This is a genomic window from Vibrio sp. HM8-C (genome assembly GCF_058630515.1).
Genome location: NZ_JBMMKS010000002.1, coordinates 243,672 through 270,364, shown reverse-complemented (window position 1 = coordinate 270,364; position 26,693 = coordinate 243,672). Strand labels below are relative to the sequence as shown.

The window sequence follows — 26,693 nt, the reverse complement described above, 5'->3', positions numbered from 1 at the left end:
ACAAAGCTCACCGCAGTAGTTACGCTGACATTACGCGTCCGCTGAAATACTCATTCGCAACAATGTATTCCGTGTTGCGAATGAGATCGTCCTGGACTTCTGCCCAATGATTTTTTTGCTTGCTTGATGAAATCATAGGTACAACACCACCCACTCGAATATTGAAAGGAACGAGTTCCTTTGCCCAGCTTTGAGTAAATCCAGACACCATACACGTTGCATTCTCAATACCAGAAAAGTCTTGGCTTTCATTGAGTGAAATTACATTCACAATCACGCCTTTGATCTGGTGTTGACGCATTCGTTCAGTACACACTTGTCCAAATGAAAATAGCGAAGAAGCCATTAACGCGAGACTTTGAATAAATAATTCCGTCGGTTTTTCATCAATTAGGGAAGGCATAGGGGATGAAGGCCAGTTATTAATAAGAACATCTGGCACTGTGTGATAACTCGACTCAATGTTGTCGAGCATGGTACTCAAGCTCTCTGGTGAATAATCGCGAAGGTGATAGCAGTCAACGTGATTTGACAGCTCTTTGCAGTGGCTAAATGTTTCAAACAAACCTTGTTTATCGCTATCACACAAAATCACAGTTGCGCCAAGGCAGGTGAAATGTGTCGCTAGCGTACGTCCCAACTGTGAGCTTGCTGATGTAATTAAAACAATGGCGCTTTTAATTTCCATAATGCGCACCTTCTGCTGTGTCTTTAGTTATTCTGCTTAACTTTCGAACTGTAAGAATGGGCGAAGCATGTGACACTTTGTGTGAAAGAACTCAAATAAAAGGTCTAGATTTGATTGCGCGTTACCAATTTGGGCTGTGTTTCACACAATGTGGTAATCCAATGAGAATCGTCGCACTAAATTTGAGTTCAGAGCTAAGTTTGTGCACGTAGCTGATCGTGACGATAAGCAGTAGTGAGCTTATTGTAGAGATCATAAGGCAGTGTCTTAGGCGGTGACTTAACCGCCAGATGCCGTCGCTCATGCCCAGATAAGTTTAGATAAACATCTTCTGGCAGATCTTGAGTATCTTCTGGTAAGTAGGTTAGCACTTCAGGAGTCAGGTAGTGACAGAGTTTAGCACTTGCAAGCCCACCATGATGAAAGAGCTCAGCTTGCCGAGCGGATACCGCATAAGAGCTTTGGTCATTGCGCAGAGATTGTGGCGCAGCAAGTTCAAAACGCTCCCTAAGAAGTTCATCGGTCGTTTGAGGTTGCTCAATAAGCTCAACGGGCGTGTTATCCCTGACATCGTTTGAGAAGAGAGCGACAAGCAAAGAAAAATCGGCACGTCGTCCCTGATGGACGGCATGACAAATCCCTGAACCTATGTTCAGTTCATTGATGATTCCTGCCTTATCTAAAGTATGTACTTGCATTTTGCTCTCCGCTTGATGCACTTATAACGGCAACGGACGCAAAATCTTTAGTTATTACCTCAACTAAAAAACAAAAAAAGCCTGCAAATCTGCAGGCTTAGGATTGTTTATTTTGTAATCACCGCTAGGGCAATTAACCATTACTTAGCTAGGTTAGCAGCTACGAATTCCCAGTTAACTAAAGCCCAGAAACCGTTCATGTAGTCTGGACGTAGGTTACGGTAGTCGATGTAGTACGCGTGTTCCCATAGGTCAACAGTTAGAAGTGGAGTTACACCTTCTTCTGTGATTGGAGTTGCTGCGTTAGAAGTGTTAACGATAGCTAGAGAACCGTCAGCTTTCTTCACTAACCAAGTCCAAGAAGAACCGAAGTTGTTGATTGCTGAGTCAGTGAATTTTGCTTTGAAATCTGCGAAAGAACCGAATGCTGCATTAATTGCTTCAGCAACTGCGCCTGTTGGTTCGCCACCTGCGTTTGGCGCTAGACAGTGCCAGTAGAAAGTGTGGTTCCAAACTTGAGCTGCGTTGTTGAAAACACCGCCAGTAGAAGTTTTGATGATCTCTTCTAGAGTTTTGCCTTCGAATTCAGTTCCTGGTACTAGGCCGTTTAGCTTAACCACGTAAGTGTTGTGGTGCTTACCGTAGTGGTACTCAAGAGTTTCTGCAGAGATATGTGGTTCTAGTGCGTCTTTTGCGTAAGGAAGAGCTGGTAGTTCAAATGCCATTGCTCGATTCTCCATATAGGTGAAGAGAGAGAACTCTCTCGATTGCTTCCAATGTCGTTTTTGTTTTCGTCGGTACGACTGACTGTTTGCTATTTTAGCAACTTTTTACTTTATTAAAACCCCAATTCATAATAAAAGTGTTTTATATCAGAACAAGATGTACTAAGGCGGTATAAACACAAATCCTATATCTGCCATAGGTCAATGGCCTGATAGCCCACAAAAATAGTAGGCTAAGGTTTTAATAATTTCGAATGATATGGTGATGAAGAACTTTAAAGTCCATACTGATAATGTGCTTTTTATTCTCATTTAATGATTTAGAATATGGGGCATCAAGTACGAACCCCATTAAGAGGAAGCAATGGAAACCATCGATAAGATCAAACAGCAAATTGAAGAAAACGCGATCCTTCTTTACATGAAAGGCTCACCTAAGCTACCAAGCTGTGGTTTCTCTTCTCAAGCAGCACAAGCTCTAATGGCTTGTGGTGAAAAATTTGCGTATGTAGACATTCTACAAAACCCAGACATTCGTGCTGAATTACCTGTTTATGCTCAATGGCCAACTTTCCCACAACTTTGGGTTGAAGGTGAGTTGATTGGCGGTTGTGACATCATTTTGGAAATGTTCCAAAAAGGTGAACTTCAACCTTTAATCAAAGAAGCGGCAGCTCGTTCTGCAAGTAACGAAGAATAATACTGTTTAAATTTACAGTTTTTCTTGATTTACTAAGGCCACATTCGATAATGTGGCCTTAATTTTTTCCGTCACTTGTAACGATACTATGAGCCGATTATTCATCGCTGAGAAGCCGAGCCTAGGTCGGGCAATCGCAGATGCATTGCCAAAGCCACATAAAAAAGATCAGGGTTTTATTCAATGCGCAAACGGCGATGTGGTGACTTGGTGTATCGGACATTTACTTGAGCAAGTCGAACCGGATGTTTACGACGAACGCTATAAAAAATGGAATTTGGCCGATTTACCTATAGTGCCGCAGCAGTGGCAATTAAGACCTCGTAAAACCGCCAGTAAGCAACTTAGCGTTGTCAAAAAACTGATTAAAGAGCACAGTGAAATCATTCACGCTGGTGACCCTGATAGAGAAGGGCAACTGCTGGTGGACGAAGTAATTGAATACTGCAAAGTCGCGAGTAATAAAAAAGCGTCTATTCAACGCCTTCTAATTAGTGATCTCAATTTGCCGGCGGTAAAGCGCGCTCTTTCAAGCATGCGTAGCAACCGAGAATTCATCCCACTTTCTGTTTCCGCTTTAGCACGCTCTCGCGCTGATTGGCTGTATGGTATGAACATGTCACGTGCTTACACTTTACTTGGGCAAAAAGCTGGTTATCAGGGCGTGTTGTCGGTGGGAAGAGTACAAACACCGATTCTTGGGTTAGTCGTTCGTCGTGACGAAGAAATTGAAAACTTCATTCCCCGTGACTATTTCACCTTGCATGCGCTTATTCCTTATCAAGACAGTAACGGCGCTTTTGATATTCGCGCTCGCTGGAAACCGAGTGAAGCTTGCAAGCCTTGGCAAGATGAAGAGGGAAGAGTTCTCAATCGTAAGCTGGTTGAAAATGTCGCCCAGCGTATTGCAGGGCAACCTGCAAAAGTTGTTGAGTCTGAGCAGACTCAAACCAAGCAATCAGCGCCATTGCCGTATTCGCTTTCAGCATTACAGATTGATGCTGCCAAACGCTATAACATGAGTGCGCAGCAGGTACTTGATACTTGTCAGAGCCTATATGAAAAACATAAGCTGATTACCTATCCTCGTTCCGATTGCCGTTACTTACCGAAAGAGCATTTAGCCCAGGCTAGCTCGGTCGTCGACACAATTGCTAATAATGCGAAAGATCTTGTTTCAGCAGTCTCTGGCGCAAATTTGTCTTTGAAATCTAAAGCTTGGAATGATTCGAAGGTCGATGCTCACCATGCGATCATCCCTACACCTAAAAAGGCTTCTGTGAATGCACTTTCAAGCTACGAGATGAACGTATATCAGCTGATTGCGCGTCAATATCTGATGCAATTCTACCCGCCTGCAATCTATGCCGAAGCTAAGCTAGTTTTCGATATTGCTGGTGGTGTTTTTGTTGCCTCTGGCCGTCAGCTAGTCTCTGCTGGTTGGAAAACCCTAACGGGTAAATCAGAAGAACAAGATGAAAGTGTCGATACCGTGCCACCGTTGCCTGTTGGTGCCGAACTCACCTGCCGAGAAGGTGAAATTAAGGATAGAAAAACAGAGCCGCCCAAGCACTTTACTGAAGCTACGCTATTACAAGCGATGACAGGTATAGCTCGTTTTGTCGAAGACAAAGAGCTAAAAAAAATATTAAGAGAAACTGATGGATTAGGAACAGAGGCAACTCGCGCGGGAATTTTGGATACTTTGTTTAAGCGCCAGTTATTAAAACGCGACGGTAAAATTATTCGAAGTACGCCTGCGGGTCGGGGGTTAATTCATGCTCTACCGAGTGACTCTACTTATCCGGATATGACAGCGCATTGGGAACACCAACTGCAAGCGATGGCTGAAAGAGGCCAAGCTTATCAGCCTTTTATGCATGCGCTTCAAGAACGTATTGATCAACTCATGTTTCAAGTAAAAACGGGTCCAGTACCTGAGTCATTGCGATCACTACCAGCGGTAGAACGCCCAGCTTTTAAGCGGAAAAAGCGCAGTTATACCAAAGGTAAACCTAGAGCAAATGGGGCATCTTAATGAATACTTTACGCAACTATCAAACTCTATATCTAGAATCTATCTGCCGAATTAATTAGTGCCCATCATGATTCCTTTGGTCTATCACTCAATCTATTCTCAGTTGCCATTACCTGATGGTCATCGATATCCAATTAACAAGTATCGGCTGTTATTTGAAGCTATTGTGGAGAAGCAAACAGCCAGCCCTGATTGGAAGGCAGCATTCCAGTTCTTTGAACCGAGTCCTTTGACTTTGGCTGAGGTGAAACAGACTCACCAAGCGGATTATGTTGATGAACTGACATCAGGAACACTTCCCGCTGCCAAGATGCGACGCATCGGATTTCCTTGGAGCGAAGCACTAATAGAACGAACCTTGACGTCTGCTGGGGGCACATGCCTAACGGCTGAGCTGGCTTTAAAGCATGGTAAAGCATTGCACTTGAGTGGTGGTTATCACCATGCTCATAAAGACTTCGGCAGTGGTTTTTGTCTGTTCAATGATTTGGTGTTGGCGGCTCAGTATGCTTTAGAGCGCTTTGATATTGATAAAGTGTTGATCATTGATAGCGACGTGCATCATGGCGATGGTACGGCAACGCTTTGTTCAGAACGTGATGACATCATTACGCTTTCATTTCATTGTGAGAAGAACTTTCCCGCTCGCAAGCCAGAATCGAATCTAGATGTTGCGCTTCCCAGAGAAACAGGTGACGAGGAATTTCTCAGTCATTTCAAATCGGTGGTGGAAATGGCGGTTAACCTCTACCAACCAGACCTTGTCATTTATGATGCGGGTATCGACATCCATTGTGATGATGAACTTGGGTATTTTAACGTTTCAACAGATGCGATTTACCAGCGGGATTGTTTCATGATGCAACTTACGCAGAGCAAAGCGATACCTATCGCTTGTGTGGTCGGTGGTGGCTACCGAAGCGATCATCAAACGCTAGTGCCTATCCACATGCAATTATTTGAAGCAGCGTTAAGTACAACACTGTAGCAGAAACAAAAAAGCCACTTTAAACAGTGGCTTTTTATCATTCATCAAATAAATTGCTTTTTACAATGTGGCAAACGCTTTGGCAACGCGTTCAACGTTTTGCTCGTTGAGACCTGCAAGGCACATACGACCGCTGTTGATAAGGTAAATCGCGTGTTCGTTGCGTAGTGTTTCTACCTGCTGTTGGCTAAAACCAGTGTAGCTGAACATGCCTTTCTGTTTAATCAGGAAGCTGAAGTCTGATTCAGGACGTAGCACTGTTAGCTTGTCGTGTAGCGTTTTACGCATTGTTTCAATACGAGTGCGCATACCTTCCACTTCACCAAACCACATGTTTTTAAGTGATTCGGTATTCAATACATTCGATACCACTACAGCACCATGCTTAGCTGGGCTAGAGTAGTTGCGACGCACTGTCGCTTTCAGCTGACCTAAAACGCGAGAGGCTTCCTCGTCATTGCCACAAACCACTGAAAGGCCGCCAACACGCTCACCGTAAAGAGAGAATGTTTTTGAGAATGAGTTGCTTACAAAGCTGACTACATCTTTTTCTAATGCAATTTTACGAATGACGTACGCATCTTCCCCAATACCTTCGCCATATCCCTGATAAGCCATATCGAAGAAAGGAATCAGTTTGTTATTCTTAAGCACGTTAATCACTTGATCCCACTGTGCGTTGGTTAAGTCCACACCGGTAGGGTTATGACAACATGGGTGAAGCAGTACAATACTCTGTTCTGGCAACGAACCAATGGTGGATAGCATGCCATCAAAATCAAGCATTTTTGTTTCTGGGTTGAAGTAAGGGTAAGTATTTACTTCGAAACCTGCACCGGAAAAAATGGCATTGTGGTTTTCCCACGTTGGGTTGCTTACCCAAACTTTTGATTTTGGAAAATAGTGATGAAGGAAATCCGCGCCAATCATTAATGCGCCTGAGCCACCCAAAGATTGAATAGTTGCTACTCGTTTTTCTTCAAGGGCAGGGTGTTTTTCACCAAATACTAATTCTTGTACTGCAGATCGGTATTGAACTAAACCATCCATTGGAAGGTAAATACAAGGCTGGCTTTCAGCTTGAGCTAGCTGTGCTTGAGATTGAGCGACAGAATCTAATGTCGGGATTTTGCCGTTTTCATCATAGTAAAGACCAATACTTAAGTTCACTTTTTCAGATCTGTCATCCGCCATAAACTGTTCCATAAGGGACAGAATTGGGTCTCCTGCATAAGCGGTTACATGGTTAAGCACAGAAATTCTCCTTAATTAATTTGTTACTTGATAACGATCTGAACGATGGTTTAATCCGATGATAAGGTTGAGCACTAGTCCGCATAAAATGGAAAGAGCGAGTTCGTAGTATCCAACAACGGATAGCGACACTAACATAATTGTCACGTCGACAGCCATCAAAAACCAGCCTGCTCGCAAACCTATTTTGTCTTGCAGATATAAGGCGAGAATATTAAAACCGCCGAGGCTCGCTTTGTGGCGAAATAGAATGATAAAGCCTGTACCGAAAAGGAAGCCACCAAATACAGCCGCATACAGAGGGTTGACGTTACTGATTTGAATAAACTGTGCTTGAGTGTTGGTAAAGAAGGAAACTAAACCCACTGCCGTGAAGGTTTTTAGGCAAAATAGCCAACCCATACGTCGAATGGCCAAGTAGTAGAACGGTAGGTTGACCAGAAAGAAAATGGTTCCGAACTCAATATGGAAGTTGTAACTTAGAAAAAGTGATAATCCAGCTGTGCCGCCAGTTACCATTCCCACTTGTTTTAAAAAAAGTACGCCAAATGATACTAGGCTTGTTCCCATCAATAGCGCAAACGCGTCTTCAAACCATTTGTGGTTTGTGTTTGCAACTGCTGCCTCAGACATCTCTCTATCCCTAAAATATAAATGTTAAGCAAATGCATAAAATGTGCGTAATTAATATCACAGTGAAAAATATGTGCAATTAAAAACTTAAATATGAATTTTATGTGCGTAATTATTTAATTTGTTGCACCAAATGTGTAATGAAAATATCCAATTTGGTGCAATATAGTCTTAGTGATCGAAGAGACTACCGTGTTCTTTTACCCTTTCTAGAACAACAGAAGTTTTAATGTGAGAGATGAGTTGAGTGGTAAATATGCGATTGATGAGGTCGTTTAGCATGTCTAAATCGGAGACGAGGCATTTGATTAAATAATCAGATTCGCCTGTCGTTTTGAATACATCAATAATTGAGGACTCATTATTTATAAAAGTCAGAAAGTTATGTGTCTTCGCTGTCTCATGGTTAAGCAATTTTACTTCGATGATGGCGATAACTTCTTGGTGTAAAGCTTTAGGCGAAAGTCGAGCGTGATAGCCCAAAATGAGTTTGTTGTTTTCTAAAGTAATTCTTCGGCGGGAGCATTGTGATGGAGATAACCCAATTATCTCGCTAAGCTCTTGATTTGTTAGACGTCCATTGTCTTGCAGCAGTTGCAGTATCTTTACGTCGTAATCGTCCAATTGATTGGTCATGTAAAGCGATTCTCCTTTTCAATAGGAGAGGGAGTGTAACAACTCCGTTTTAGCCACACCATAGTTCATTTTGATAAGTTCAATTTTAGCTGGCATAGGAATTGCCTTAGGGCTGATGGTTTGCATTGAAATCAAAACCTCTTTGGCTTTTGGATTTCAAAATCATCATCACTATTTTTTTGGAAAATTCTATGAAAGGACACTCTCAACCTGACAATTTGCATCGAGGTTTGAAAAACCGACATATCCAGTTGATTGCTCTCGGTGGTGCTATTGGTACAGGTTTATTTTTAGGGATAGCTCAAACAATTCAAAGTGCTGGGCCTTCAGTTCTGTTGGGTTACTCAGTTGCAGGGTTTATTGCCTTCTTGATTATGCGTCAACTGGGAGAAATGGTAGTGGATGAGCCGGTTGCAGGTACATTCAGCCATTTCGCGAAACAATACTGGGGCGATTTCGCTGGCTTTATGTCTGGCTGGAACTATTGGGTTCTCTACATACTTGTTGGTATGGCTGAGCTCACTGCTGTAGGTATTTACGTTCAATACTGGTGGCCGGAGATTCCGAGTTGGGTATCGGCACTGGTATTTTTTGTTTTGATTAATGCGATTAACCTAACGAACGTAAAAATGTTCGGTGAAGTTGAGTTTTGGTTCTCGATCATCAAAGTCGCAGCCATTGTTTGTATGATTGCTTTCGGGGTGTATCTACTTACAACTGATAGTGGCAATCCTGAGTCTTCAATTTCCAACCTTTGGACGCAAGGCGGCTTTATGCCAAATGGTCTTTCAGGTTTGACGATGGCTATGGCAGCAATCATGTTCTCTTTTGGTGGATTAGAACTTATCGGTATTACAGCCGCTGAAGCTGAGAATCCTGAGAAAAGCATCCCTAAAGCAACAAACCAGGTTATCTACCGAATCCTAATTTTTTATATGGGTTCATTGGTTGTTTTGCTATCGCTTTATCCTTGGCAGAAAGTGGCGGAAGGGGGAAGTCCGTTTGTAATGATATTCCATGCACTAAACAGTGAATGGATAGCCAATATCCTCAATATCATCATTTTGACTGCTGCTTTATCCGTCTATAACAGTTGTGTTTACTCAAACAGCCGTATGTTGTTTGGTCTTGCAAAACAAAAAAATGCACCACAAGCGCTGTTAAAGGTGAACAAGCGGGGTGTTCCATTTATCGCTCTTGCGGTTTCGGCCATTTCTACTGGTATGACAGTGGTCGTGAACTATTTTATGCCTCATGAAGCTTTTGGTTTTCTAATGGCTCTTGTTGTCGCTGCGCTAGTTCTAAACTGGGTAATCATTTCGATTACTCACATGAAGTTCAAATTGAGCAAAATTAAACAACGTCAAAAGACGCTGTTCCCATCATGGGGCTACCCAATAACTAACTGGGTTTGTTTGGTTTTCTTGTGTGGCATCTTAGTTGTGATGTTTATGACTCCGGGTATGCGCTTGTCTGTTTATCTTTTACCTGTGTGGATGGTTGTAATGGCAGCTGCATATCAATGTAAGAAGCGTTACACCGAGAAAGGCGAAGAGCAGCTAACAACCGCTGAATCATCAGTCTAGTTTCTCTGGTATTAGTTAAAGCAAATCACAGCCGCAGTTTTTCTATGAGAAGCTGCGGTTTTTTCATTTGCTAATACGAGTATCGGTAAAGCGGAACAACTCTGTTGTTCACTCCCGCTTTCCCATCAGGAAAGCTTATTCAGTAGAAGTGGTTGCTGGTGGATTATTAGTCAGTGATTGAGAAGTTCAGCGTGGAGAAATAAATCATTCTGCGTAAGTATTTTCCTGTTTTGTCAGCCCTTATCTTACGTAGTAAAACCATCTGATACTATGAGCCTCGGAGGGGTTCATATGTCTTTAAGTTTCAAAAATTACACTGTTCTTGTCGCTGATGATTCTAGATTAGTGACGGGGAGCATTACAGCTTTGCTGAAACAGCTTGGTTGCGAGCAAGTTCATTGCGCGTATAAGCCGTTAGATGTGCTTGCGAAATGTAGGCAGAACCAGTTTGACTTCATTATTTGTGATTACAATTTCCAAAGCCAGATAAACGGATTTCAGCTGCTCGAAGAACTGAACCACTTAAACCTCCTTCCGGCTCATACCGTCTTTATGTTTCTTACAGGCGAAAATGACTTGCGCGTTGTTCGCTCTATTATTGATGCGGAACCAGATGACTATTTGCTCAAGCCTTTCAAAAAGCAGTTTTTTATCGACCGTTTGACACATGCCGTGAAGCGCAAATTAGCCCTATTACCTATTTATGAGCAGCTCATCAAGCATGATTACTACGGAGTAATAGAAGCATGTAAAGAGTGTATAGAGACTCGACCTGAATACTTTAAACTGATCCGAAAATTTAAGGCTAATGCTCTTGTTCGTTGTAAGGAATACCACAGTGCTCGAACAGAATATGAAGAGATGCTCAGTGAAGATAATTTTGATTGGATCAAAACCGCGCTCGCAAACACGTTTATAGAAACCGATGAAGTTAATCGAGCAAAAGAAATCCTCGAAACCGTCAAGAGCAAGGATGAAAACCCTTATTATCACGATGAAATGTCGAGCATCGCTGTGCTGAATAATGATTTGCCTCAAGCTATCAATCACCTAAAGCAATCAGCAATGTTATTAGATTCTGGCGCTGAGCGAGAGCTAGTGATTGCTAACTTATCATTAGCAAATCAGAATTATGACGACGCCGTTACCTATATGACGCGTTACTACGAGAAGAACAGAAACACCTTTAGAGGGAATGTTTATACTCAGCTCAATTTGGTTCGTTGCTATTTGTATAAAGCTGAAGGCATAAAAAATAAAAGCCTGTTTGAACGCCAATTGCAGACTTTGAATCCGATGATTGATGAAATAAGAAAGCGAGCTAGCCTTGAACATGTCCACCGCTTGATTATTTCTCATATTGCATTGATTCGAGGTGATCTCAAGTCAGCTATCAACGAGCTCAAACCGGTGATGCAGCATATAAAAAGCATGCATTTCTATGACATATACCATCTAGGGTATCTCCTAGAGCAGTGCTCATATTTCAATGAAGTAAAGCAAATACTCCCTCATTGCCGCGTGGCTATGGATAATAACCAACACCCAAGCATTTTGCGTAGCCAAACACATATGCTGCTGCGCTTTGAATCACGCTTACAGAGCGCGATTGAGGAAATTGAGTCACTACGCAAGCAAGTTACTGATGCTGTAATTCCGTCTGGTGACTCAGAGGCTATGACGCAATACATTGACCTCTATTTTCGACTACATGAGCTTTCACCAAACTCAAGAAGGCTATGTTTGGCTATCGTGAAATTTATAGCTCAATGTCCTTTTGCGTACGACGGGAATTATAAGATTTTCGACAAGATAAAAGAGTGTCACGAAGTAATCGTTAAATTATCGGCAGAAGAGGAGCTGGGAGACTCAAGTTATTTATCGCAATATGAAATCGCCAAAAAGAACATATCTTTAGTTCTTGAGAAATAGAGAAGCATTTGGGCTCTATTTTATTTTGATAATGAGCAGAAAAAAGCGATCAATAGTCGAACGAATTCTAGTTGGTCGTTATAGGATACGAATCTCTGTAAATGAAATTCTTATGAGTTAGAAAAGAAAAAAGCCTCTGTAATCAGAGGCTTTTTTCTAGAATGTGGCGGAGAGATAGGGATTTGAACCCTAGGATAGCTATTAACCATCGCCGGTTTTCAAGACCGGTGCTTTAAACCACTCAGCCATCTCTCCGTTGTTGATGCGAATATTAACGACCTCTTGGAATCTTGTAAAGCCCTTAATTAACTGTTTGCTCTAATAATGAACGTTTTTGCGATAATTTTTATTTATCCCCATTTTTAACAGATTGAATGTTATGAATAAGTTGAACAATTATTGGGGAAATGGAGGAAGAGTTAGGATGAGAAAACAAAGCGTGTCTTTTTTGCACAATACATTTTTAGCATATGAAACGGAAAAGCCCGCAGCTTATTCAGCTACGGGCTTTAGGTGTATGGTCGGACTGAGAGGATTTGAACCTCCGACCCCCGACACCCCATGACGGTGCGCTACCAAGCTGCGCTACAGTCCGATTCGCGTAATCTAATCAGTTTTTAATTAGCCGTCAATACGAAAGTATTTTAAGTCGCTGATTTAATTATCTTTCGCGTAGAAACGCTGTAACTCAGTAAATCCTTGCATTAAGACGGGCAGAGTTGGGTTCTCGTCTTTTAATCTTTGGTAGCTGTCGTCATAAAGTTTGAAGTTGCCAAACTTATCAATCACCGTGGTCTGTTCGTCGGTAATCAATGCCAACTCACGAGAATCACCGGCTAGAATCCATTTTCTCTTAGCTTCATTAAACAGATTACGGCCACTACTAAAATCACTTGGATTCGAAGAGACTCCTAACAAATCTTGCATGATAGTGACAGACAAATCTAAATGGCTTGAGCGGTGGTTATATACGCCTGCCACTCTTCCTGGCCAATGTACGATCATAGGAACTTGCAGTTGATAACGACTGTAGTTGCTGTTCGCACCCCAACTGTTTGTTTTTGTCTCATTAAACTCAGTACCATGATTAGAAGTAATAATCACGACTGTGTTATCCAATAGTTCTAGCTCACTCAGTTTAGTAAAGAGTAAGTGAAGCTCGGTATCTGCTAAAGCGACAGAGTGGTTATAACCTTCACGTAGTCTATCACTGGTTGAACCGTTTGATGCCGCTCCATCATATTGGTCGAAGTTATCAACGGTTGAAAGTTCTAAGTAGCTAAACCAAGGCTGTTTCTTTTGCTCAACCCAAGATGACCAACGCGCGATAGTTTGTTCGTCATTACTTGTTTCCGGATCAAACGGAGCCTTAGACATAGGAATCTTACGGAAAATTGTCTCTTGATAGAGAGGATCTTCGAAGTTCACCCCACTGAATAAGCCAAATTGGTATTTTTGCGATTCAAGCACGTCCAACATGATTGGCGCGGTGCCTTGAGCCTCAATACTACTTGCATAGCTGCTTGGTAGACCATAGAAAAGACCAAATAAACCAAACATGTCATTACTTGAACTGTAATGATTCGTGAAGTTGAGGTTTTCAGCTGCAAACTTATAAGTGTTTGGCATCATTTCAGCGGTTAAAACGTCTGCGCGTAAATTATTTACGCTGACCAGCAAAATATTAAGATTATTAGCTCGACGACCAAACTTGATCTCTTCGATAGGGTAGTTCACCAAATCTACACTGTTTTGCTTTTCTTCCAAACGCTTGAGATATTCATCTCTGTCTAACAGACCGTGTTTTTCCATAAACGATTTCGCCGTCATAGGGTATGACAGTGGGAAATTCGATTTTTGGCTAGTGACAGGGCTGTAGAAATACGCATCAGACCAGACATAAATTAGGTGACTAGCGATGAAGCTAACAAAAAATACAGCAGCGAGAGGGCGACCAATACGTTTGTGGCTAAGTCTACGCTGTTTGCGCCATACCCACTCGGATAAACCCAGTTGCAGCAGGAATACGAGTGGAAGTACCACAAACAAATGTTGTAAATCGGTTCTTACCGCACTGCTTTCATCGCTAAATAGCAATTCCCATACTACTGGCGTCAGATGCAGATTGATGGTTTGGTAAGCTTGGGTGTCAATAAGAAGTACGGTGAGTCCGAACGTAGCAAAACAGACGGACACAAAACGGAATAGTGATCTTGATGGAATCAAGAACGTTAGCGGGAAAAGTGTTAATAAGTAGATAGCGAACACTAAGAAGCCAAAATGACCCACCCATGAAAGCGCTAGATAGAGCTGACCTAAGAAAGTTTCTGGCCACGGCGATTGTGCGATGTATCTTGTACCAATCAGCATTGCTGCGATGATATTAAAGAAGGCAAACCAATGCCCCCAGCCTACTAGACGTGATACGCGTTCGCCGTATGTGTTTCCGCTATCTACCATGTACTTTTCTATTTATCCGTTTTTATATTTAAATTCAGTCTGCTAATGAAGACATCAATGCTTGAGAAAACTTTTCCGCGATAGTTTTGCGTTGTGATGCTGCAACGTTTTGGTTTAGAACGTTTGTAGCAACATTTCCCGCGATCATAAGGGAAAGTTCAGGAGACGCATTATGTTTATCAAGAACGGCAGCGATTTCAGTCAAGATAGTTTCAACTTTTTCGTCGCTGTATTTCGATGTTATAGGCATAAATACTCTAATGATGATAGTAAAAACGGCTTATGATAACCTACTATGCCTTACAACTGAAACCAGAACGATGATTATTTCACTATGAGTCTGCACCTTTCCAATGTCATTTTGCATCAACTTAGCAAAAACAATAACGACGAGTTAACGGTTAACTTCCGCGCTCAATCTCTTGATAATGATACATCAACAGAAAACCTAGTATCCGAATTACATCGCGTTTTTAACGCGAAAGCCGGGAAAGGTTTTGGCTCTTTCAAGTCTGACAGTGATTTTCAAAGCTGGTTGCAAGAAATGCGTCAAAGTCAGCGTTCGTTTTACGATTTTTCTCAAATCAGTGCGCAACGTCTCAAAGATGAACTGTCAAAGTACCCATTTGCCGATGAAGGGATCTTGGTAATGGCGGAATATCAGTCTTTAGCGACCGATTTCTTGCTAGTTGGGATTTTACCTTTGAACCAAAGTCTGAAGGTGACAGAAGGGTTGGATATTAGTGCGACAGATTATCTGGATATCAATAAGATGGATATTGTCGCACGTATTGATCTTTCAAGTTATGAAACGGATAAAGAGTCAAATCGCTACCTGTCTTACATCAAAGGTCGTGTTGGACGTAAAGTTTCAGATTTCTTTTTAGATTTCCTTCAGGCAGAAGTGGGTTTGGATACAAAAGTTCAGAACAAAGTACTGATGCAAGCTGTCGAGGATTTCTGTAGTGATTCCAAGTTAGAAAAAAGTGAAGCGATTAGCTACAAGAAGCAAGTTTATGACTACTGCAATGAACAAATTAAAGCGGGTGAAGAAGTTCAGGTTAAAGAACTGTCCGGTGAGCTTCCTCCGGCTCAAGACGGAACCAGTTTTATGGACTTTACTCGTGAGCATGGTTATGAGTTAGAGGAAAGTTTCCCTGGCGACCGCTCGACAATGCGAAAACTGACCAAATATGTTGGTGCGGGTGGTGGATTAAACATCAGCTTTGACAGTTTATTGATGGGCGAGCGTGTATTCTATGACCCAGAAACTGATACTCTGACCATTAAAGGCACTCCGCCTAATCTACGTGACCAGTTAACACGTAAAAGTTAGAAATTTCAAAAGAGAGCCAGATGAGCTCTCTTTTTTATTCAGATTTAAATGCTGGTTTTGAGATACGACCTACGCAAGATAGATGTGTAAGGTATATGATTGTATTTAATGAATATTGAATGCTGGGACAAGGAATGGTTTTAGAACATCAGCAGGGTAAATTTGTTTATAAAGCTTTGGCGGCCATTGGGGCTGTTTGGTTGTTTTGTCTATTGGTCATTTTTTCACAATACAGAGCAACGGCAAAAATGAGTGGCAATGTTGTTGAACTGGGGAACAACATCATGGCTTTTCATAACTCACTCCACTTTCAGTCACCTTATCGTGTTACTCATACCAATGATATGTCTCTCAATCTCCAGTTGATTTATTCGTTACGAGTTCAATTGGAAGCCGATTATGAAGAATCTTGGCTTCAGCCTGATGTTACTCATCTTATTTACGTGGTTGATAAATTCATAGAAAAGAGTCAGCTGTTTTTAAACACAGACTTAGATATCTTGACTATGGTCGAGCAACTCAAGTCTTTGCGGGCCGAGTATGAAAATAGACCCGAAATTAGACGGTATTACGTAGAATTAGGTGCATACCTTTTTGAAGCCTTATTTACTGAAGGCGAGCAAAGCCCGGAAATCTATCGGTCGTTAGACAAAATATTGGTGGCTTCTCAGTCAATGCCCTCTGACGACAGACAACATTTGCAACTTATCCTAGCCAAAGTTTCCAAATTATTAAGCCAGTATGCGGAAAGTGGAAACTTGGTCGACAGACTATTGCAGCATGAAATTTATCGTGAACTGCATACTCTAGAGCATAAGTATTATGGCATGTTTGGTCTTATCAACTTGCTGATGTTTATTGTCGGCACAGGACTATTTGCCAGTTTGTTGGTGCTTGTCCTGGTTGAACGTAGACGTTGCAGACGAATGCTAGAAGCATTTCAACTTGAATATGAACAAACGATGTCGGCTGACCACAATGTTGACCAAAAGCACAATGCTGCCCAAAAGAATGCGGCAATACCGAAAAAAGAGAGCAGTGAAGTACTCGTTAGCAGTGATCATTTGCCTATCGCCGAACTTCCAGTTGAATCAAAAATCGATATTCAACAAATGTTAAGTTCTTTGAACGATGATAAAGAGTCGGTAAAAATGTTACTTCGGGTCTTTATTGAAGACCACTACGAAGATTGCGAAAAACTCAGAGGGCAAATAGCTTCTGATTTAGGAGCAGCCATGAGGACAGCGCATAGTTTAAAAGGTGTTGCGGGAACGATTGGTGCGAATGAGTTGAGAATCATTGCCATAGATATCGAAGCAAAACTCAAGCAAGAAGAAGTACCTACAGAAGCTGAAATCCAAGACTTGGGGCAGTGTCTAGACCAAACGGTTAAAAGTGCTCAATTTTGGTTGGAGCAGACATCTTTTTAACGGCCAATTTCAGTTATGGTGAGATTTCTCTAGTAACAATCGCTATTTCAATTTATTAATGGCTGTTATTTGTTGATTTTTGGCAACTTTCGTTAGGTTTTTGAATCTTTGGTTGGTGCAATTGTCTCAACGTCTGTAAAATTTTAGTTCCTTAGTCGATATGTGTTCCCGTGCTAAGGGTGTTTCACTGATGTTGATGCTTTTAAATATTTAACTTTATGTTTTTAAGATATATTTTCCCTTTCCCATTTTAATTTTTTGTACGCTAAGTGATATGGCTTAATGGCGTGTTTTTACTCATATTCAAAGTTTCATTGATGAAATCTCAAGATATAAGGAATATTTTGTTACTAATTTACCTTTTAAAGCTAAAAATATATGTTAAGTTAAATTACTTATAAGATTTAATAATGAAAACGAGGCTGATCTGGTTGTGCTTCTTTTCATGAATCAACAATACAATCATTTTTATAAGAAACGCTTGAGATTTTTGTTTGAACCACTTATAGATGGTGGATTGTTTTTATCAAGAACACACGGAGAATTAGTGCGATGAGAGTAGGTTTAGTGGGTTGGCGTGGCATGGTTGGTTCGGTACTCATGCAACGTATGGTTGAAGAAGGTGATTTTAATCTAATTGAGCCAGTATTCTACAGTACCTCACAGATTGGCGTTCCTGCGCCAAATTTAGGTAAAGATGCAGGAATGCTGCAAGATGCTTTCGATATCGATAGTCTTAAACAACTTGATGCGATCATTACATGTCAAGGCGGTAGCTATACTGAGAAAGTATACCCTGCACTTCGCCAAGCTGGTTGGAAGGGCTACTGGATCGATGCGGCTTCAACTCTACGTATGACTGCAGATTCAATTATTACTCTCGACCCTGTGAACTTGAAGCAAATCCAACACGGTATCCACGCGGGTACTAACACATTTGTTGGTGGTAACTGTACAGTAAGCTTGATGCTAATGGGTCTTGGTGGTCTGTTTGAGAAAGGCCTCGTTGAATGGACGAGCGCAATGACTTACCAAGCCGCTTCTGGTGCTGGTGCGCAAAACATGCGTGAACTTATTTCTCAAATGGGTGTTATTAATGACTCTGTGAGCTCTGAGCTAGCAAATCCTTCTAGCTCTATCCTTGATATTGACAAGAAAGTAGCTGAGACAATGCGTTCATCTTCATTCCCAACAGATCAGTTCGGTGTTCCTCTGGCGGGTTCTTTGATTCCTTGGATCGATGTGAAACGCGATAACGGTCAAAGCAAAGAAGAATGGAAAGCCGGCGTAGAAGCGAACAAGATTTTAGGTACTCAAGACTCTCCTGTGTTAATTGACGGTACGTGTGTTCGAATTGGTGCGATGCGTTGTCACTCTCAAGCGTTAACGATCAAACTAAAACAAAGTGTGCCAATGGATGAGATCGAAGAAATCATCGCGTCGCACAACGAATGGGTAAAAGTGATTCCAAACGAGCGAGACATTACTGCTAAAGAACTGTCACCAGCTAAAGTGACGGGCACTATGTCTATTCCTGTTGGCCGTCTGCGTAAAATGGCGATGGGTGATGATTTCCTAAATGCATTCACAGTTGGTGACCAACTTCTTTGGGGTGCAGCTGAGCCACTACGTCGTACACTGCGTATTATTCTTTCTGAGAAATAATATTCGCTTCGAAATGAAAGTTTCAGATTTATAAAAGCGCCTTAGGGCGCTTTTCTTGCATCGTTTAACTCTCATTACAGGGAATGCTCGATCCCTGTAGTTCAATACCTACGCAACGAAAGACTAATCCTACAGCGCAAAAGGTGAGCACCTATTTTTATTATGTATAGGGTTGCTAGCATTGTCAGTCATAAATAGAAGAACTAAATAATACAAAAAAATCATTTTGCTGAATGATTACTATGTGTTCGGTGAATAGTTCGTTCCACATGGTTGTTAATCGCTGAAATTAGGTTTATGTCTCTTTATCTTTGTGTAAAAAATCGCTTTTTCATTATGTTGCTTGTTCTTTTTTCGTCGTTGAGTGCTTATGCATTAGATGGAAACAAGGCGTTTGAAGAACATAAGATGGTGATGCTACTTATCCACCCAAACTCGGGCAGCATTGTTAAAGCGAATGCTTCGGCAGCGGAGTTTTACGGCTATTCTCAAACCGAGCTAGAGTCGATGAAAATTCAGCAGATCAATACACTAAGCTCTGAAGCAACACGCGCAGAGATGCATCTTGCTCGAAAAGAGAAAAGAAACTACTTCATTTTTCAGCATCGCCTTAAAGATGGAAGCTTAAAAACCGTTGAAGTCTCATCAATTCCCGTAACCTATCAAAGTAAACCCGTCCTCTATTCGATTATCCGAGATATTTCAGAATACCGAGCCGCTCAAGAGGGGCTTTGGCACTTTCAACATCGGCTTGATGATATGGTAAAAGAGCAATCATCTCAGCTAACCGCTACTCATCAACGTCAATTACTAATCTTTACAGCATTATCAATAGTATTAGCTTTGGCGTTGGCAGCATTATTTAGGCTACTGATCAACCAGCGCAATACCAAAGCACAGCTAGAAGATGAGAAGAAACGTCTTTCTGATGTGATTTGGGCTGCCAACATCGGTACATGGGAATGGGATTTAAGCAGCGACCGTCTAACTCTGAATGATTTTGCTTATGCGATGGTGGGATATGAAAGATGGGCGGATTTCCCAGTTAAGAGAGCAAGCTTGCAACCTATTTGTCATCCGGATGACTGGGTTGTTGCCCAACAAAATATGGTGGCGAAATTGGAAGGAAAGGCGAGTTTCTTTCAAACTGAGATTAGGGTGAGGCATCGACTTGGTCATTGGGTATGGATTTTAGTCCGAGGCCGAATCATCAAGCGGGCATATAGTACTCGTAAGCCTTTGGCTGTTGCTGGCACCTATCAAGATATAACATTGCAGAAAGAGCTCAACTCTCAGCTATACCTCTATGCCAACACCGATCAGCTCGCAGAGATCCCGAACCGACGATCGTTTCATAATCAGCTTGATAAAATGGAAGACGCAGAGCATCACTATGGCTTGTTTTATATGGATTTAAACAAGTTTAAAAATGTGAACGATAAATATGGTCACGCTGCAGGCGATCTTGTCATCAAAAATGTAGGTCAGCGACTTAAAGGTGTTATTCGTAGTTCAGATAACATTTATAGGCTTGGTGGCGACGAGTTCGCTGTCATCGTAAAGGGATTAAAGTCTCGCGCAGATGCATCTGTCATTGCTAATAAGTTTGTTAAAACCTTATCTGAACCACACGTCTTAGAGGGGATTCGAGATACGAATGTTATCGTTCCACCGAGTATTGGTGTCGCTTTCTATCCGGATGATGGGCTAGATGCAGAGTCGTTAATTCAAAGAGCTGACCAAATGATGTATTTGGCGAAACGTAACTACCCAGAAGGTGGTTATGAGGTTTTTGGAGAGCACAGTTAGCCATCGCCTAAAAAAACGGTGATTGTAAGAAACCAATCACCGTTATTGATTAACCTGATTCCACGCTTCAAATTTGATAGTAGAAGCGCCTGTTCTATTACATTTTCTCTGATTCGACCGGAACAACACGTTTGTCTGGGTCTGCCAGTTCACTCCCACAATGTTTACAAAACAATGCGTCTGATTCGTGTCCTGACAGCGAGCAATTGGGGCACTTAACCAGTGCTCTGTGTGCATTCATCTCTTGGTGAAGCTCTGCGGTGATAATACCTGTAGGTACAGCAAGTATCGAATAACCTAATAGCATGGTTAACGCCGCAACACCTTTACCTAAGGTTGTTTGCGGTACGACATCGCCATAACCAACCGTTGTGATAGTCACTATCGCCCAATAAATACTTTGCGGAATACTGGTAAATCCGTGTTCTGGGCCTTCGATAACATAGATAAAGGATCCCAAAATCGTCACCAATATCGCTACTGTGCTGAAGAAAATGATGATTTTCCGACGAGCTCCTAATAGTGATCTAAGCAGCATATTCGAATCTTGAAGGTAACGAACCAATTTCAGGATACGGAAAATACGCATGACTCGAAGTGCTCGAATGACACCCATGAACGATGCCGATGGGAATAAGATAACGAGATAGGTTGGCAGTATTGCTACAAGATCTATGACTCCATAAAAACTTTTTGCATAAGCAGAGGGCTTAGGGGAGCAATAGAGTCGGGTGAGATATTCAATGGTGAACAGTGCGGTAAAACCGTATTCGATAAGCCTAAGCTCGTTACTCCATTGGGCACTAATGCTAGGTATTGAACCTAATACGAGAATCGTCAATGAGGTAAATATGGCGATGATTAGGGCGATGTCGAAAATTTTTCCAGCTTTGGTATGAGTACCAAAGATGATGACATAAAGCTGATGTTTTAAATTTTCATTTGAGAGAGACATGATAGAACGACCTAGTGTTTTTATCGCTCTATCATAGCCTTATGCTAGCGTTTAAGCTAATCCTGGGAATAGGCTGCGTAGGCCATTGGTAATAAATTCAATACCTAATGCACCAAGGATCAAACCCATAATACGAGTGATTACGTTGATACCTGTTTGGCCTAGCAACTTCACGATATAGGGTGCTGAACGGAACAGTAACCATGAGCACAACGCGAAGAAAGCGATAGTTACGACAATACCTGTGGTATCCATTAATCCAGGGTAGCGCGAGCCGTAAACGATGGTCGAACTGATTGCACCGGGGCCGGCCATGAGTGGCATTGCAAGTGGCACCACACCAATTTGCTCACGGCTTATGTATTCTGATTTTTCTTGTTTGTTTTGCTTATCTTCACCTAACTTACCACTCATCATCGAAAAGGCGATGCTCATAAGCAGTAAACCGCCCGCCACACGGAATGAATCCAGAGAAATGCTGAACATGTCTAACAGCATTTGTCCGCCCAAAAGAGCAGTAATCAGAATGATAGCGACAGCAATATTCGCGGTAGCAGCGGTCTTGTTTTTTTCTTCTGGCGTCATATGCCCAGTGAGTGAAACAAACACCGGCATGATCCCTACTGGGTTAACCGCTGCAACTAAACCCAGAAAGAACTGGAGAAAAATAGCAATTTCGAACGACATGTCAGGTTCTCTTATTTTTCATAGGATTGAAATGGATTGCGCGTAATCTAAGGTAAAGATAGCAAAATCACGAATGAAAAAATTTGCTGTTTTCTCACGCTTATACGTGAGAAAAACTAATTATGGTCGATAATTGAAAATTAGTTGTTTCAAATATGTGTTTATAAATTAGCTGGTTGATGGGATTTATTAACATTTCTATATGTTTGATAAAAAAATGCTCATCTACTGGAGAGTAAAAGTGAAATGGATATACTATGAGTAGCACATGAAAACTTGTCTACATGTAGTAATGTTGTACAAAAATGAAACTTTTTTACACGATGTTGTATTTTTTTTAGTTTTTTAGTTCGAATGCGGTATTTTTAATCAGTTGGTTTTTGGAAGTATTATTTAATAAATACAATTGGTTAGGTGGTGTCTCTCAGGGTTTCTACCTATAAAGGGATAATTAGTTTTTCAGAACTGATCTGAGTCAATTTTTTTCACGCAGTGAAATATTATACTCAGCCATGAAAGCAATTTACTAAGTTCGTTGATACTAAGTCTTTGAAGTTGTACCAAAAACACACATGCAACATGCTTAATAAAGAGTTTTTTTAATTTTTATATTTTTATTTTAGGAGATCCACTATGCCTGTAACTAATCTGGCTGAACTAGATGCTCTAGTAGCTCGCGTTAAAGCGGCTCAAGCTGAGTTTGCTACTTACTCTCAAGAGCAAGTAGACAAAATCTTCCGAGCAGCTTCTCTAGCAGCTAACCAAGCTCGTATCCCTCTAGCGCAACAAGCGGTAGCGGAATCTGGCATGGGTATTGTTGAAGATAAAGTAATCAAGAACCACTTCGCGTCTGAATACATCTACAACAAATACAAAGATGAGAAAACTTGTGGTGTTCTAGAAGAAGACGACAGCATGGGCACAATGACGATCGCAGAGCCTGTAGGTATCATCTGCGGTATCGTACCGACAACTAACCCAACATCTACTGCAATCTTCAAATCTTTGATTTCATTGAAGACTCGTAACGGTATCATCTTCTCACCACACCCACGTGCTAAGAACTCTACAAATGATGCAGCTAAACTAGTTCTAGATGCAGCAGTAGCAGCTGGCGCACCAAAAGACATCATCGGTTGGATCGACCAACCATCTGTAGAGCTTTCAAATGCTCTTATGAAACACGAAGGTATCGCTCTTATCCTTGCGACTGGTGGTCCAGGCATGGTTAAAGCAGCTTACTCTTCTGGTAAACCAGCAATCGGTGTAGGTGCAGGTAACGTTCCAGTTGTTATCGACGAAACAGCAGACATCAAACGTGCAGTAGCATCTGTACTTATGTCTAAAACTTTCGATAACGGCGTAGTATGTGCTTCTGAACAGGCTGTAATCGTTCATAAAGACGTTTACGAAGAAGTTAAAGAGCGTTTTGCTTCTCATAAAGCTCACGTACTAAGCAAAGCTGACGCTGACAAAGTACGTAAAACAATTCTTATCGACGGTGCGCTAAACGCGAAAATCGTTGGTCAACCTGCTTCAGCTATCGCAGAAATGGCAGGGGTTAAAGTTCCAGCTGATACTAAAGTTCTTATCGGTGAAGGTCTGGGCAAAGTTTCTTACGACGATGAATTCGCACACGAGAAACTATCTCCATGTCTAGGTATGTTCAAAGCAGACAGCTTTGAAGACGCTGTTGAACAAGCAGTAACAATGGTTGAAATCGGTGGTATCGGTCACACGTCTGGTCTATACACTAACCAAGACGTAAACGCAGATCGTATTCGTTACTTCGGTGACAAAATGAAGACTGCACGTATCCTAATCAACATTCCGACTACTCACGGTGGTATCGGTGACCTTTACAACTTCAACGTAGCTCCATCTCTAACGTTAGGCTGTGGTTCATGGGGTGGTAACTCTATCTCTGAAAACGTTGGTCCAAAACACCTAATCAACAAGAAAATTGTTGCTAAGCGAGCTGAAAACATGTTGTGGCACAAACTACCTAAGTCAATCTACTTCCGTCGTGGTAGCCTTCCAATCGCTCTTAGCGACCTTGAAGGTAAAAAACGCGCATTCCTTGTAACTGACCGTTTCCTATTCAACAACGGTTACGCTGACGAAGTAGTTCAACTTCTTAAAGCTCAAGGCATGGAAGTTCAAACATTCTTTGACGTAGAAGCTGATCCAACTCTATCTGTAGTAGAGAAAGGTGCTGCACAAATGGCTAGCTACCAACCAGACGTGATTCTAGCTCTAGGTGGTGGTTCACCAATGGATGCTGCGAAGATCATGTGGGTAATGTACGAGCACCCAGAAACTCACTTTGAAGAACTAGCAATGCGCTTTATGGACATCCGTAAACGTATCTACAAGTTCCCTAAAATGGGTCAAAAAGCTGAGTTGGTATGTATTACTACTACTTCAGGTACTGGTTCAGAAGTTACTCCATTCGCGGTTGTTACTGACGACAAGACTGGCGCTAAATACCCACTAGCTGACTACGAGCTAACTCCTAACATGGCTATCGTTGATGCGAACCTTGTTATGAACATGCCTAAGTCTCTAACAGCGTTTGGTGGTTACGATGCAGTGACTCACGCTCTTGAAGCATACGTATCTGTTCTTGCGAACGAATACTCTGATGGTCAAGCTCTTCAAGCACTTAAGATGCTAAAAGAGTACCTACCATCAAGCTACAAGAATGGTGCAAACGACCCAATTGCTCGTGAAAAAGTACACAACGCAGCAACTATCGCTGGTGTAGCATTTGCGAACGCTTTCTTGGGTGTATGTCACTCAATGGCTCACAAGATTGGTGCTGAGTTCCACTTACCACACGGTCTTGCGAACGCACTGCTTATCTCTAACGTTGTACGTTACAACGCGAACGATAACCCAACTAAGCAAACTGCTTTCTCTCAATACGACCGTCCACAAGCACGCCGTCGTTACGCAGAAGTTGCAGAGCACTTGGGTCTAGTTCAACCTGGTGACCGTACTGCTCAGAAGATTGAACGTCTACTAGCATGGATGGATGAGCTTAAGAAAGATCTTGATATCCCAATGTCTATCCAAGCTGCGGGTGTTAACGAAGCTGACTTCCTTGCAAAAGTTGATGAACTAGCGGTTGACGCGTTTGATGACCAATGTACTGGTGCAAACCCACGTTACCCTCTAATCACTGAGCTAAAAGAAGTACTTATCGCTTCTTATTACGGTAAAGCTTTCGTTGAAGGTGAAACTTTCGAAGGTACTACTGTAATCAAGAAGAAAGCTGACCAAGTTGCTCCAGCAGCTAAAGCTGACAAGAAAGTAAAAGCTTAATATGAGATAGGTTTTCGCTAGCACGATAACCTTATCAAGAAATGAAAAGCCCTACTTCGGTGGGGCTTTTTTATTGTTATCTGTTAGCCTGTGGGAGTTGCTAGCTACTAACGTGAGGAATTAAGTCCACATTACCAAAATTGCGGCTAGAGCAACGAGAACCAGTCCAAAGCCATCTTTTATTCTGACTTTCTGTTTGAGCCACAAAACTGATATCAACATGGTAAAAAATATTTCTACCTGACCAAGTGTTTTAACGTAAGGTACAGCTTGTAGTGACATCGCACTAAACCAGCCGATTGAGCCTAAGCAGCTTGTTAAACTCGTTAAAAATACGATTTTAGGGCGTGCAAATAAGGATTTTAAAGTATCGATATCCCTAACAATCAAATATCCCACAAGGATAAGTGTTTGTAGCGATATGACCAATAACAATACCCAAGCCGCTCCATAAGGGAAGGGTAGCCCTAATGCGATGCTCGCTTCACGAACCCAGAGTGAGGTGAGAGCAAAAGCACTGCCACAGCTTATTCCCAATAGAACAGTAGGCAGAGATATCTGGCGAAAGCTGCCTTGGGTGCTAAGCAAAAAGACACCGATTCCTCCGATAAATACGCCAACCCATCCTAACAATGTTAAATGAGTGCCGAAGAAAAGCATGCCGAGTAGTGCAGCGACCAAAGCTTCACTCTTTGCTAGCCCTGCACCTACCGCATAGTTGTTGAACTTAAATAGTCTCACCATCAGAGCGGTAGCAAGGATCTGCATCGTAGCTGCACCCACGATATAGGTGATAAAGAGAGAATTAAAATCAGGCAGAGAAATAGGCTCTATTGCATATAGAGAGATTAAATAGATTGCAGCGATAGGGCTTGCCCAAATAAAACGGGCTAGAGTGACACCTGCCGTTTTTACATCACCAGACAGATGGCTTTGAAATGCATTGCGCCATGACTGCATAAATGCAGCAAAAAGAGTGAACAAAATCCATGTCATGATAAGAATATCCAACGAAAAATGGGAATAGCGGTGTCTGTTTCAAACAAGACGCTCACTGGCATATCACTATGCAATTAATCTTGGGCTATATCAAATGAATGGGTAAGAAAAAGCCTCTCGAAAGAGAGGCTTAGAAATGTTTTCAGA

At 41.8% G+C, this 26,693-nt stretch carries 21 protein-coding genes and 2 tRNA genes; 10 read left to right on the top strand and 13 right to left on the bottom strand.

Annotation, left to right across the window (positions count from 1 at the left end; translation table 11 throughout):
• Positions 1-19 precede the first annotated feature (19 nt).
• From ACOSVQ_RS04200 to sodB, 3 genes are all read right to left on the bottom strand, one after another.
• The gene (locus tag ACOSVQ_RS04200) at positions 20-688 is read right to left on the bottom strand and encodes an SDR family oxidoreductase (protein WP_491981320.1); all 669 of its coding nucleotides are present in this window, start codon (positions 686-688) and stop codon (positions 20-22) included.
• A gap of 194 nt (positions 689-882) precedes the next feature.
• Entirely contained in the window at positions 883-1,386 is a 504-nt protein-coding gene (locus ACOSVQ_RS04195) for a VC2046/SO_2500 family protein (RefSeq protein WP_165311915.1), read from the bottom strand.
• Positions 1,387-1,526: 140 nt separating this feature from the next.
• A complete protein-coding gene (gene sodB / locus ACOSVQ_RS04190; protein WP_491981319.1) occupies positions 1,527-2,111 on the bottom strand; it encodes a superoxide dismutase [Fe] in 585 nt (194 codons plus the stop codon).
• A gap of 364 nt (positions 2,112-2,475) precedes the next feature.
• Between sodB and ACOSVQ_RS04185 the strand changes: the two genes are divergently transcribed.
• From ACOSVQ_RS04185 to ACOSVQ_RS04175, 3 genes are all read left to right on the top strand, one after another.
• The gene (locus tag ACOSVQ_RS04185) at positions 2,476-2,811 is read left to right on the top strand and encodes a Grx4 family monothiol glutaredoxin (RefSeq protein WP_102940789.1); all 336 of its coding nucleotides are present in this window, start codon (positions 2,476-2,478) and stop codon (positions 2,809-2,811) included.
• Positions 2,812-2,899: 88 nt separating this feature from the next.
• On the top strand, positions 2,900-4,849 hold the full coding sequence (locus ACOSVQ_RS04180) for a DNA topoisomerase III (protein WP_491981318.1): 1,950 nt from the start codon (positions 2,900-2,902) through the stop codon (positions 4,847-4,849).
• Positions 4,850-4,916: 67 nt separating this feature from the next.
• Positions 4,917-5,837: a histone deacetylase family protein gene (locus ACOSVQ_RS04175; protein ID WP_491981317.1), complete on the top strand. Its 921-nt coding sequence runs from the start codon at positions 4,917-4,919 to the stop codon at positions 5,835-5,837.
• A gap of 60 nt (positions 5,838-5,897) precedes the next feature.
• Here ACOSVQ_RS04175 and ACOSVQ_RS04170 read toward each other — a convergent pair whose 3' ends face one another.
• The 3 genes from ACOSVQ_RS04170 to ACOSVQ_RS04160 all read right to left on the bottom strand — a co-directional run bounded on the left by ACOSVQ_RS04170 (position 5,898) and on the right by ACOSVQ_RS04160 (position 8,360).
• Positions 5,898-7,091, bottom strand: coding sequence for an amino acid aminotransferase (locus ACOSVQ_RS04170; RefSeq protein WP_491981316.1), 1,194 nt, complete (start codon positions 7,089-7,091; stop codon positions 5,898-5,900).
• 15 nt (positions 7,092-7,106) lie between these two features.
• Complete coding sequence (locus ACOSVQ_RS04165; protein WP_491981315.1) at positions 7,107-7,724, bottom strand: YitT family protein; 618 nt, start codon at positions 7,722-7,724, stop codon at positions 7,107-7,109.
• A 171-nt stretch (positions 7,725-7,895) separates the two neighbouring features.
• Positions 7,896-8,360 carry an Lrp/AsnC family transcriptional regulator gene (locus ACOSVQ_RS04160; RefSeq protein WP_491981314.1) on the bottom strand — a complete coding sequence of 155 codons (465 nt, stop codon included), beginning with the start codon at positions 8,358-8,360 and terminating at the stop codon, positions 7,896-7,898.
• Between the two features lie 191 nt (positions 8,361-8,551).
• Here ACOSVQ_RS04160 and ACOSVQ_RS04155 point away from each other — a divergent pair, with 191 nt between their 5' ends.
• Positions 8,552-9,946, top strand: a complete 1,395-nt coding sequence (locus ACOSVQ_RS04155) for an amino acid permease (protein ID WP_491981313.1) — start codon at positions 8,552-8,554, stop codon at positions 9,944-9,946.
• Positions 9,947-10,237: 291 nt separating this feature from the next.
• Positions 10,238-11,878, top strand: a complete 1,641-nt coding sequence (locus ACOSVQ_RS04150) for a response regulator (protein WP_491981312.1) — start codon at positions 10,238-10,240, stop codon at positions 11,876-11,878.
• A 164-nt stretch (positions 11,879-12,042) separates the two neighbouring features.
• Here the strand turns inward: ACOSVQ_RS04150 and ACOSVQ_RS04145 are convergent.
• From ACOSVQ_RS04145 to ACOSVQ_RS04130, 4 genes are all read right to left on the bottom strand, one after another.
• Positions 12,043-12,133: transfer RNA gene (locus ACOSVQ_RS04145), tRNA-Ser, on the bottom strand.
• Between the two features lie 263 nt (positions 12,134-12,396).
• Positions 12,397-12,473: transfer RNA gene (locus ACOSVQ_RS04140), tRNA-Pro, on the bottom strand.
• Positions 12,474-12,535: 62 nt separating this feature from the next.
• Complete coding sequence (locus tag ACOSVQ_RS04135) at positions 12,536-14,338, bottom strand: DUF3413 domain-containing protein (protein ID WP_491981311.1); 1,803 nt, start codon at positions 14,336-14,338, stop codon at positions 12,536-12,538.
• A 34-nt stretch (positions 14,339-14,372) separates the two neighbouring features.
• Complete coding sequence (locus ACOSVQ_RS04130; protein WP_491981310.1) at positions 14,373-14,588, bottom strand: YejL family protein; 216 nt, start codon at positions 14,586-14,588, stop codon at positions 14,373-14,375.
• A gap of 84 nt (positions 14,589-14,672) precedes the next feature.
• Between ACOSVQ_RS04130 and yejK the strand changes: the two genes are divergently transcribed.
• The 4 genes from yejK to ACOSVQ_RS04110 all read left to right on the top strand — a co-directional run bounded on the left by yejK (position 14,673) and on the right by ACOSVQ_RS04110 (position 20,578).
• The gene (yejK, locus tag ACOSVQ_RS04125; RefSeq protein WP_491981309.1) at positions 14,673-15,674 is read left to right on the top strand and encodes a nucleoid-associated protein YejK; all 1,002 of its coding nucleotides are present in this window, start codon (positions 14,673-14,675) and stop codon (positions 15,672-15,674) included.
• A gap of 119 nt (positions 15,675-15,793) precedes the next feature.
• Positions 15,794-17,104, top strand: a complete 1,311-nt coding sequence (locus ACOSVQ_RS04120) for an Hpt domain-containing protein (protein WP_491981308.1) — start codon at positions 15,794-15,796, stop codon at positions 17,102-17,104.
• A gap of 552 nt (positions 17,105-17,656) precedes the next feature.
• Positions 17,657-18,769 (top strand): aspartate-semialdehyde dehydrogenase, encoded by a 1,113-nt coding sequence (asd, locus tag ACOSVQ_RS04115; RefSeq protein ID WP_491981307.1) that lies wholly within the window; start codon positions 17,657-17,659, stop codon positions 18,767-18,769.
• A gap of 297 nt (positions 18,770-19,066) precedes the next feature.
• Positions 19,067-20,578 carry a diguanylate cyclase domain-containing protein gene (locus ACOSVQ_RS04110; protein ID WP_491981306.1) on the top strand — a complete coding sequence of 504 codons (1,512 nt, stop codon included), beginning with the start codon at positions 19,067-19,069 and terminating at the stop codon, positions 20,576-20,578.
• Between the two features lie 97 nt (positions 20,579-20,675).
• On the opposite strand, the gene ACOSVQ_RS04105 is transcribed toward ACOSVQ_RS04110, so the two are convergent.
• A complete protein-coding gene (locus tag ACOSVQ_RS04105; RefSeq protein WP_491981305.1) occupies positions 20,676-21,533 on the bottom strand; it encodes an ion transporter in 858 nt (285 codons plus the stop codon).
• Positions 21,534-21,584: 51 nt separating this feature from the next.
• The gene (locus tag ACOSVQ_RS04100) at positions 21,585-22,220 is read right to left on the bottom strand and encodes a YchE family NAAT transporter (protein WP_165310721.1); all 636 of its coding nucleotides are present in this window, start codon (positions 22,218-22,220) and stop codon (positions 21,585-21,587) included.
• Positions 22,221-22,853: 633 nt separating this feature from the next.
• Here ACOSVQ_RS04100 and adhE point away from each other — a divergent pair.
• Positions 22,854-25,547: a bifunctional acetaldehyde-CoA/alcohol dehydrogenase gene (adhE, locus tag ACOSVQ_RS04095; protein WP_491981304.1), complete on the top strand. Its 2,694-nt coding sequence runs from the start codon at positions 22,854-22,856 to the stop codon at positions 25,545-25,547.
• Positions 25,548-25,667: 120 nt separating this feature from the next.
• Here the strand turns inward: adhE and ACOSVQ_RS04090 are convergent, their stop codons facing one another.
• The gene (locus tag ACOSVQ_RS04090; protein WP_491981303.1) at positions 25,668-26,543 is read right to left on the bottom strand and encodes a DMT family transporter; all 876 of its coding nucleotides are present in this window, start codon (positions 26,541-26,543) and stop codon (positions 25,668-25,670) included.
• Positions 26,544-26,693: the final 150 nt, after the last annotated feature.

What these genes read in the sequence shown, in the direction of transcription:
- ACOSVQ_RS04200 (WP_491981320.1), bottom strand. Translation starts at nt 688, where the DNA reads ATGGAAATTAAAAGCGCCATTGTTTTAATTACATCAGCAAGCTCACAG.
- ACOSVQ_RS04195 (WP_165311915.1), bottom strand. Translation starts at nt 1,386, where the DNA reads ATGCAAGTACATACTTTAGATAAGGCAGGAATCATCAATGAACTGAAC.
- sodB (WP_491981319.1), bottom strand. Translation starts at nt 2,111, where the DNA reads ATGGCATTTGAACTACCAGCTCTTCCTTACGCAAAAGACGCACTAGAA.
- ACOSVQ_RS04185 (WP_102940789.1), top strand. Translation starts at nt 2,476, where the DNA reads ATGGAAACCATCGATAAGATCAAACAGCAAATTGAAGAAAACGCGATC.
- ACOSVQ_RS04180 (WP_491981318.1), top strand. Translation starts at nt 2,900, where the DNA reads ATGAGCCGATTATTCATCGCTGAGAAGCCGAGCCTAGGTCGGGCAATC.
- ACOSVQ_RS04175 (WP_491981317.1), top strand. Translation starts at nt 4,917, where the DNA reads ATGATTCCTTTGGTCTATCACTCAATCTATTCTCAGTTGCCATTACCT.
- ACOSVQ_RS04165 (WP_491981315.1), bottom strand. Translation starts at nt 7,724, where the DNA reads ATGTCTGAGGCAGCAGTTGCAAACACAAACCACAAATGGTTTGAAGAC.
- ACOSVQ_RS04160 (WP_491981314.1), bottom strand. Translation starts at nt 8,360, where the DNA reads ATGACCAATCAATTGGACGATTACGACGTAAAGATACTGCAACTGCTG.
- ACOSVQ_RS04155 (WP_491981313.1), top strand. Translation starts at nt 8,552, where the DNA reads ATGAAAGGACACTCTCAACCTGACAATTTGCATCGAGGTTTGAAAAAC.
- ACOSVQ_RS04150 (WP_491981312.1), top strand. Translation starts at nt 10,238, where the DNA reads ATGTCTTTAAGTTTCAAAAATTACACTGTTCTTGTCGCTGATGATTCT.
- ACOSVQ_RS04135 (WP_491981311.1), bottom strand. Translation starts at nt 14,338, where the DNA reads ATGGTAGATAGCGGAAACACATACGGCGAACGCGTATCACGTCTAGTA.
- ACOSVQ_RS04130 (WP_491981310.1), bottom strand. Translation starts at nt 14,588, where the DNA reads ATGCCTATAACATCGAAATACAGCGACGAAAAAGTTGAAACTATCTTG.
- yejK (WP_491981309.1), top strand. Translation starts at nt 14,673, where the DNA reads ATGAGTCTGCACCTTTCCAATGTCATTTTGCATCAACTTAGCAAAAAC.
- ACOSVQ_RS04120 (WP_491981308.1), top strand. Translation starts at nt 15,794, where the DNA reads ATGCTGGGACAAGGAATGGTTTTAGAACATCAGCAGGGTAAATTTGTT.
- asd (WP_491981307.1), top strand. Translation starts at nt 17,657, where the DNA reads ATGAGAGTAGGTTTAGTGGGTTGGCGTGGCATGGTTGGTTCGGTACTC.
- ACOSVQ_RS04110 (WP_491981306.1), top strand. Translation starts at nt 19,067, where the DNA reads ATGTCTCTTTATCTTTGTGTAAAAAATCGCTTTTTCATTATGTTGCTT.
- ACOSVQ_RS04105 (WP_491981305.1), bottom strand. Translation starts at nt 21,533, where the DNA reads ATGTCTCTCTCAAATGAAAATTTAAAACATCAGCTTTATGTCATCATC.
- ACOSVQ_RS04100 (WP_165310721.1), bottom strand. Translation starts at nt 22,220, where the DNA reads ATGTCGTTCGAAATTGCTATTTTTCTCCAGTTCTTTCTGGGTTTAGTT.
- adhE (WP_491981304.1), top strand. Translation starts at nt 22,854, where the DNA reads ATGCCTGTAACTAATCTGGCTGAACTAGATGCTCTAGTAGCTCGCGTT.
- ACOSVQ_RS04090 (WP_491981303.1), bottom strand. Translation starts at nt 26,543, where the DNA reads ATGACATGGATTTTGTTCACTCTTTTTGCTGCATTTATGCAGTCATGG.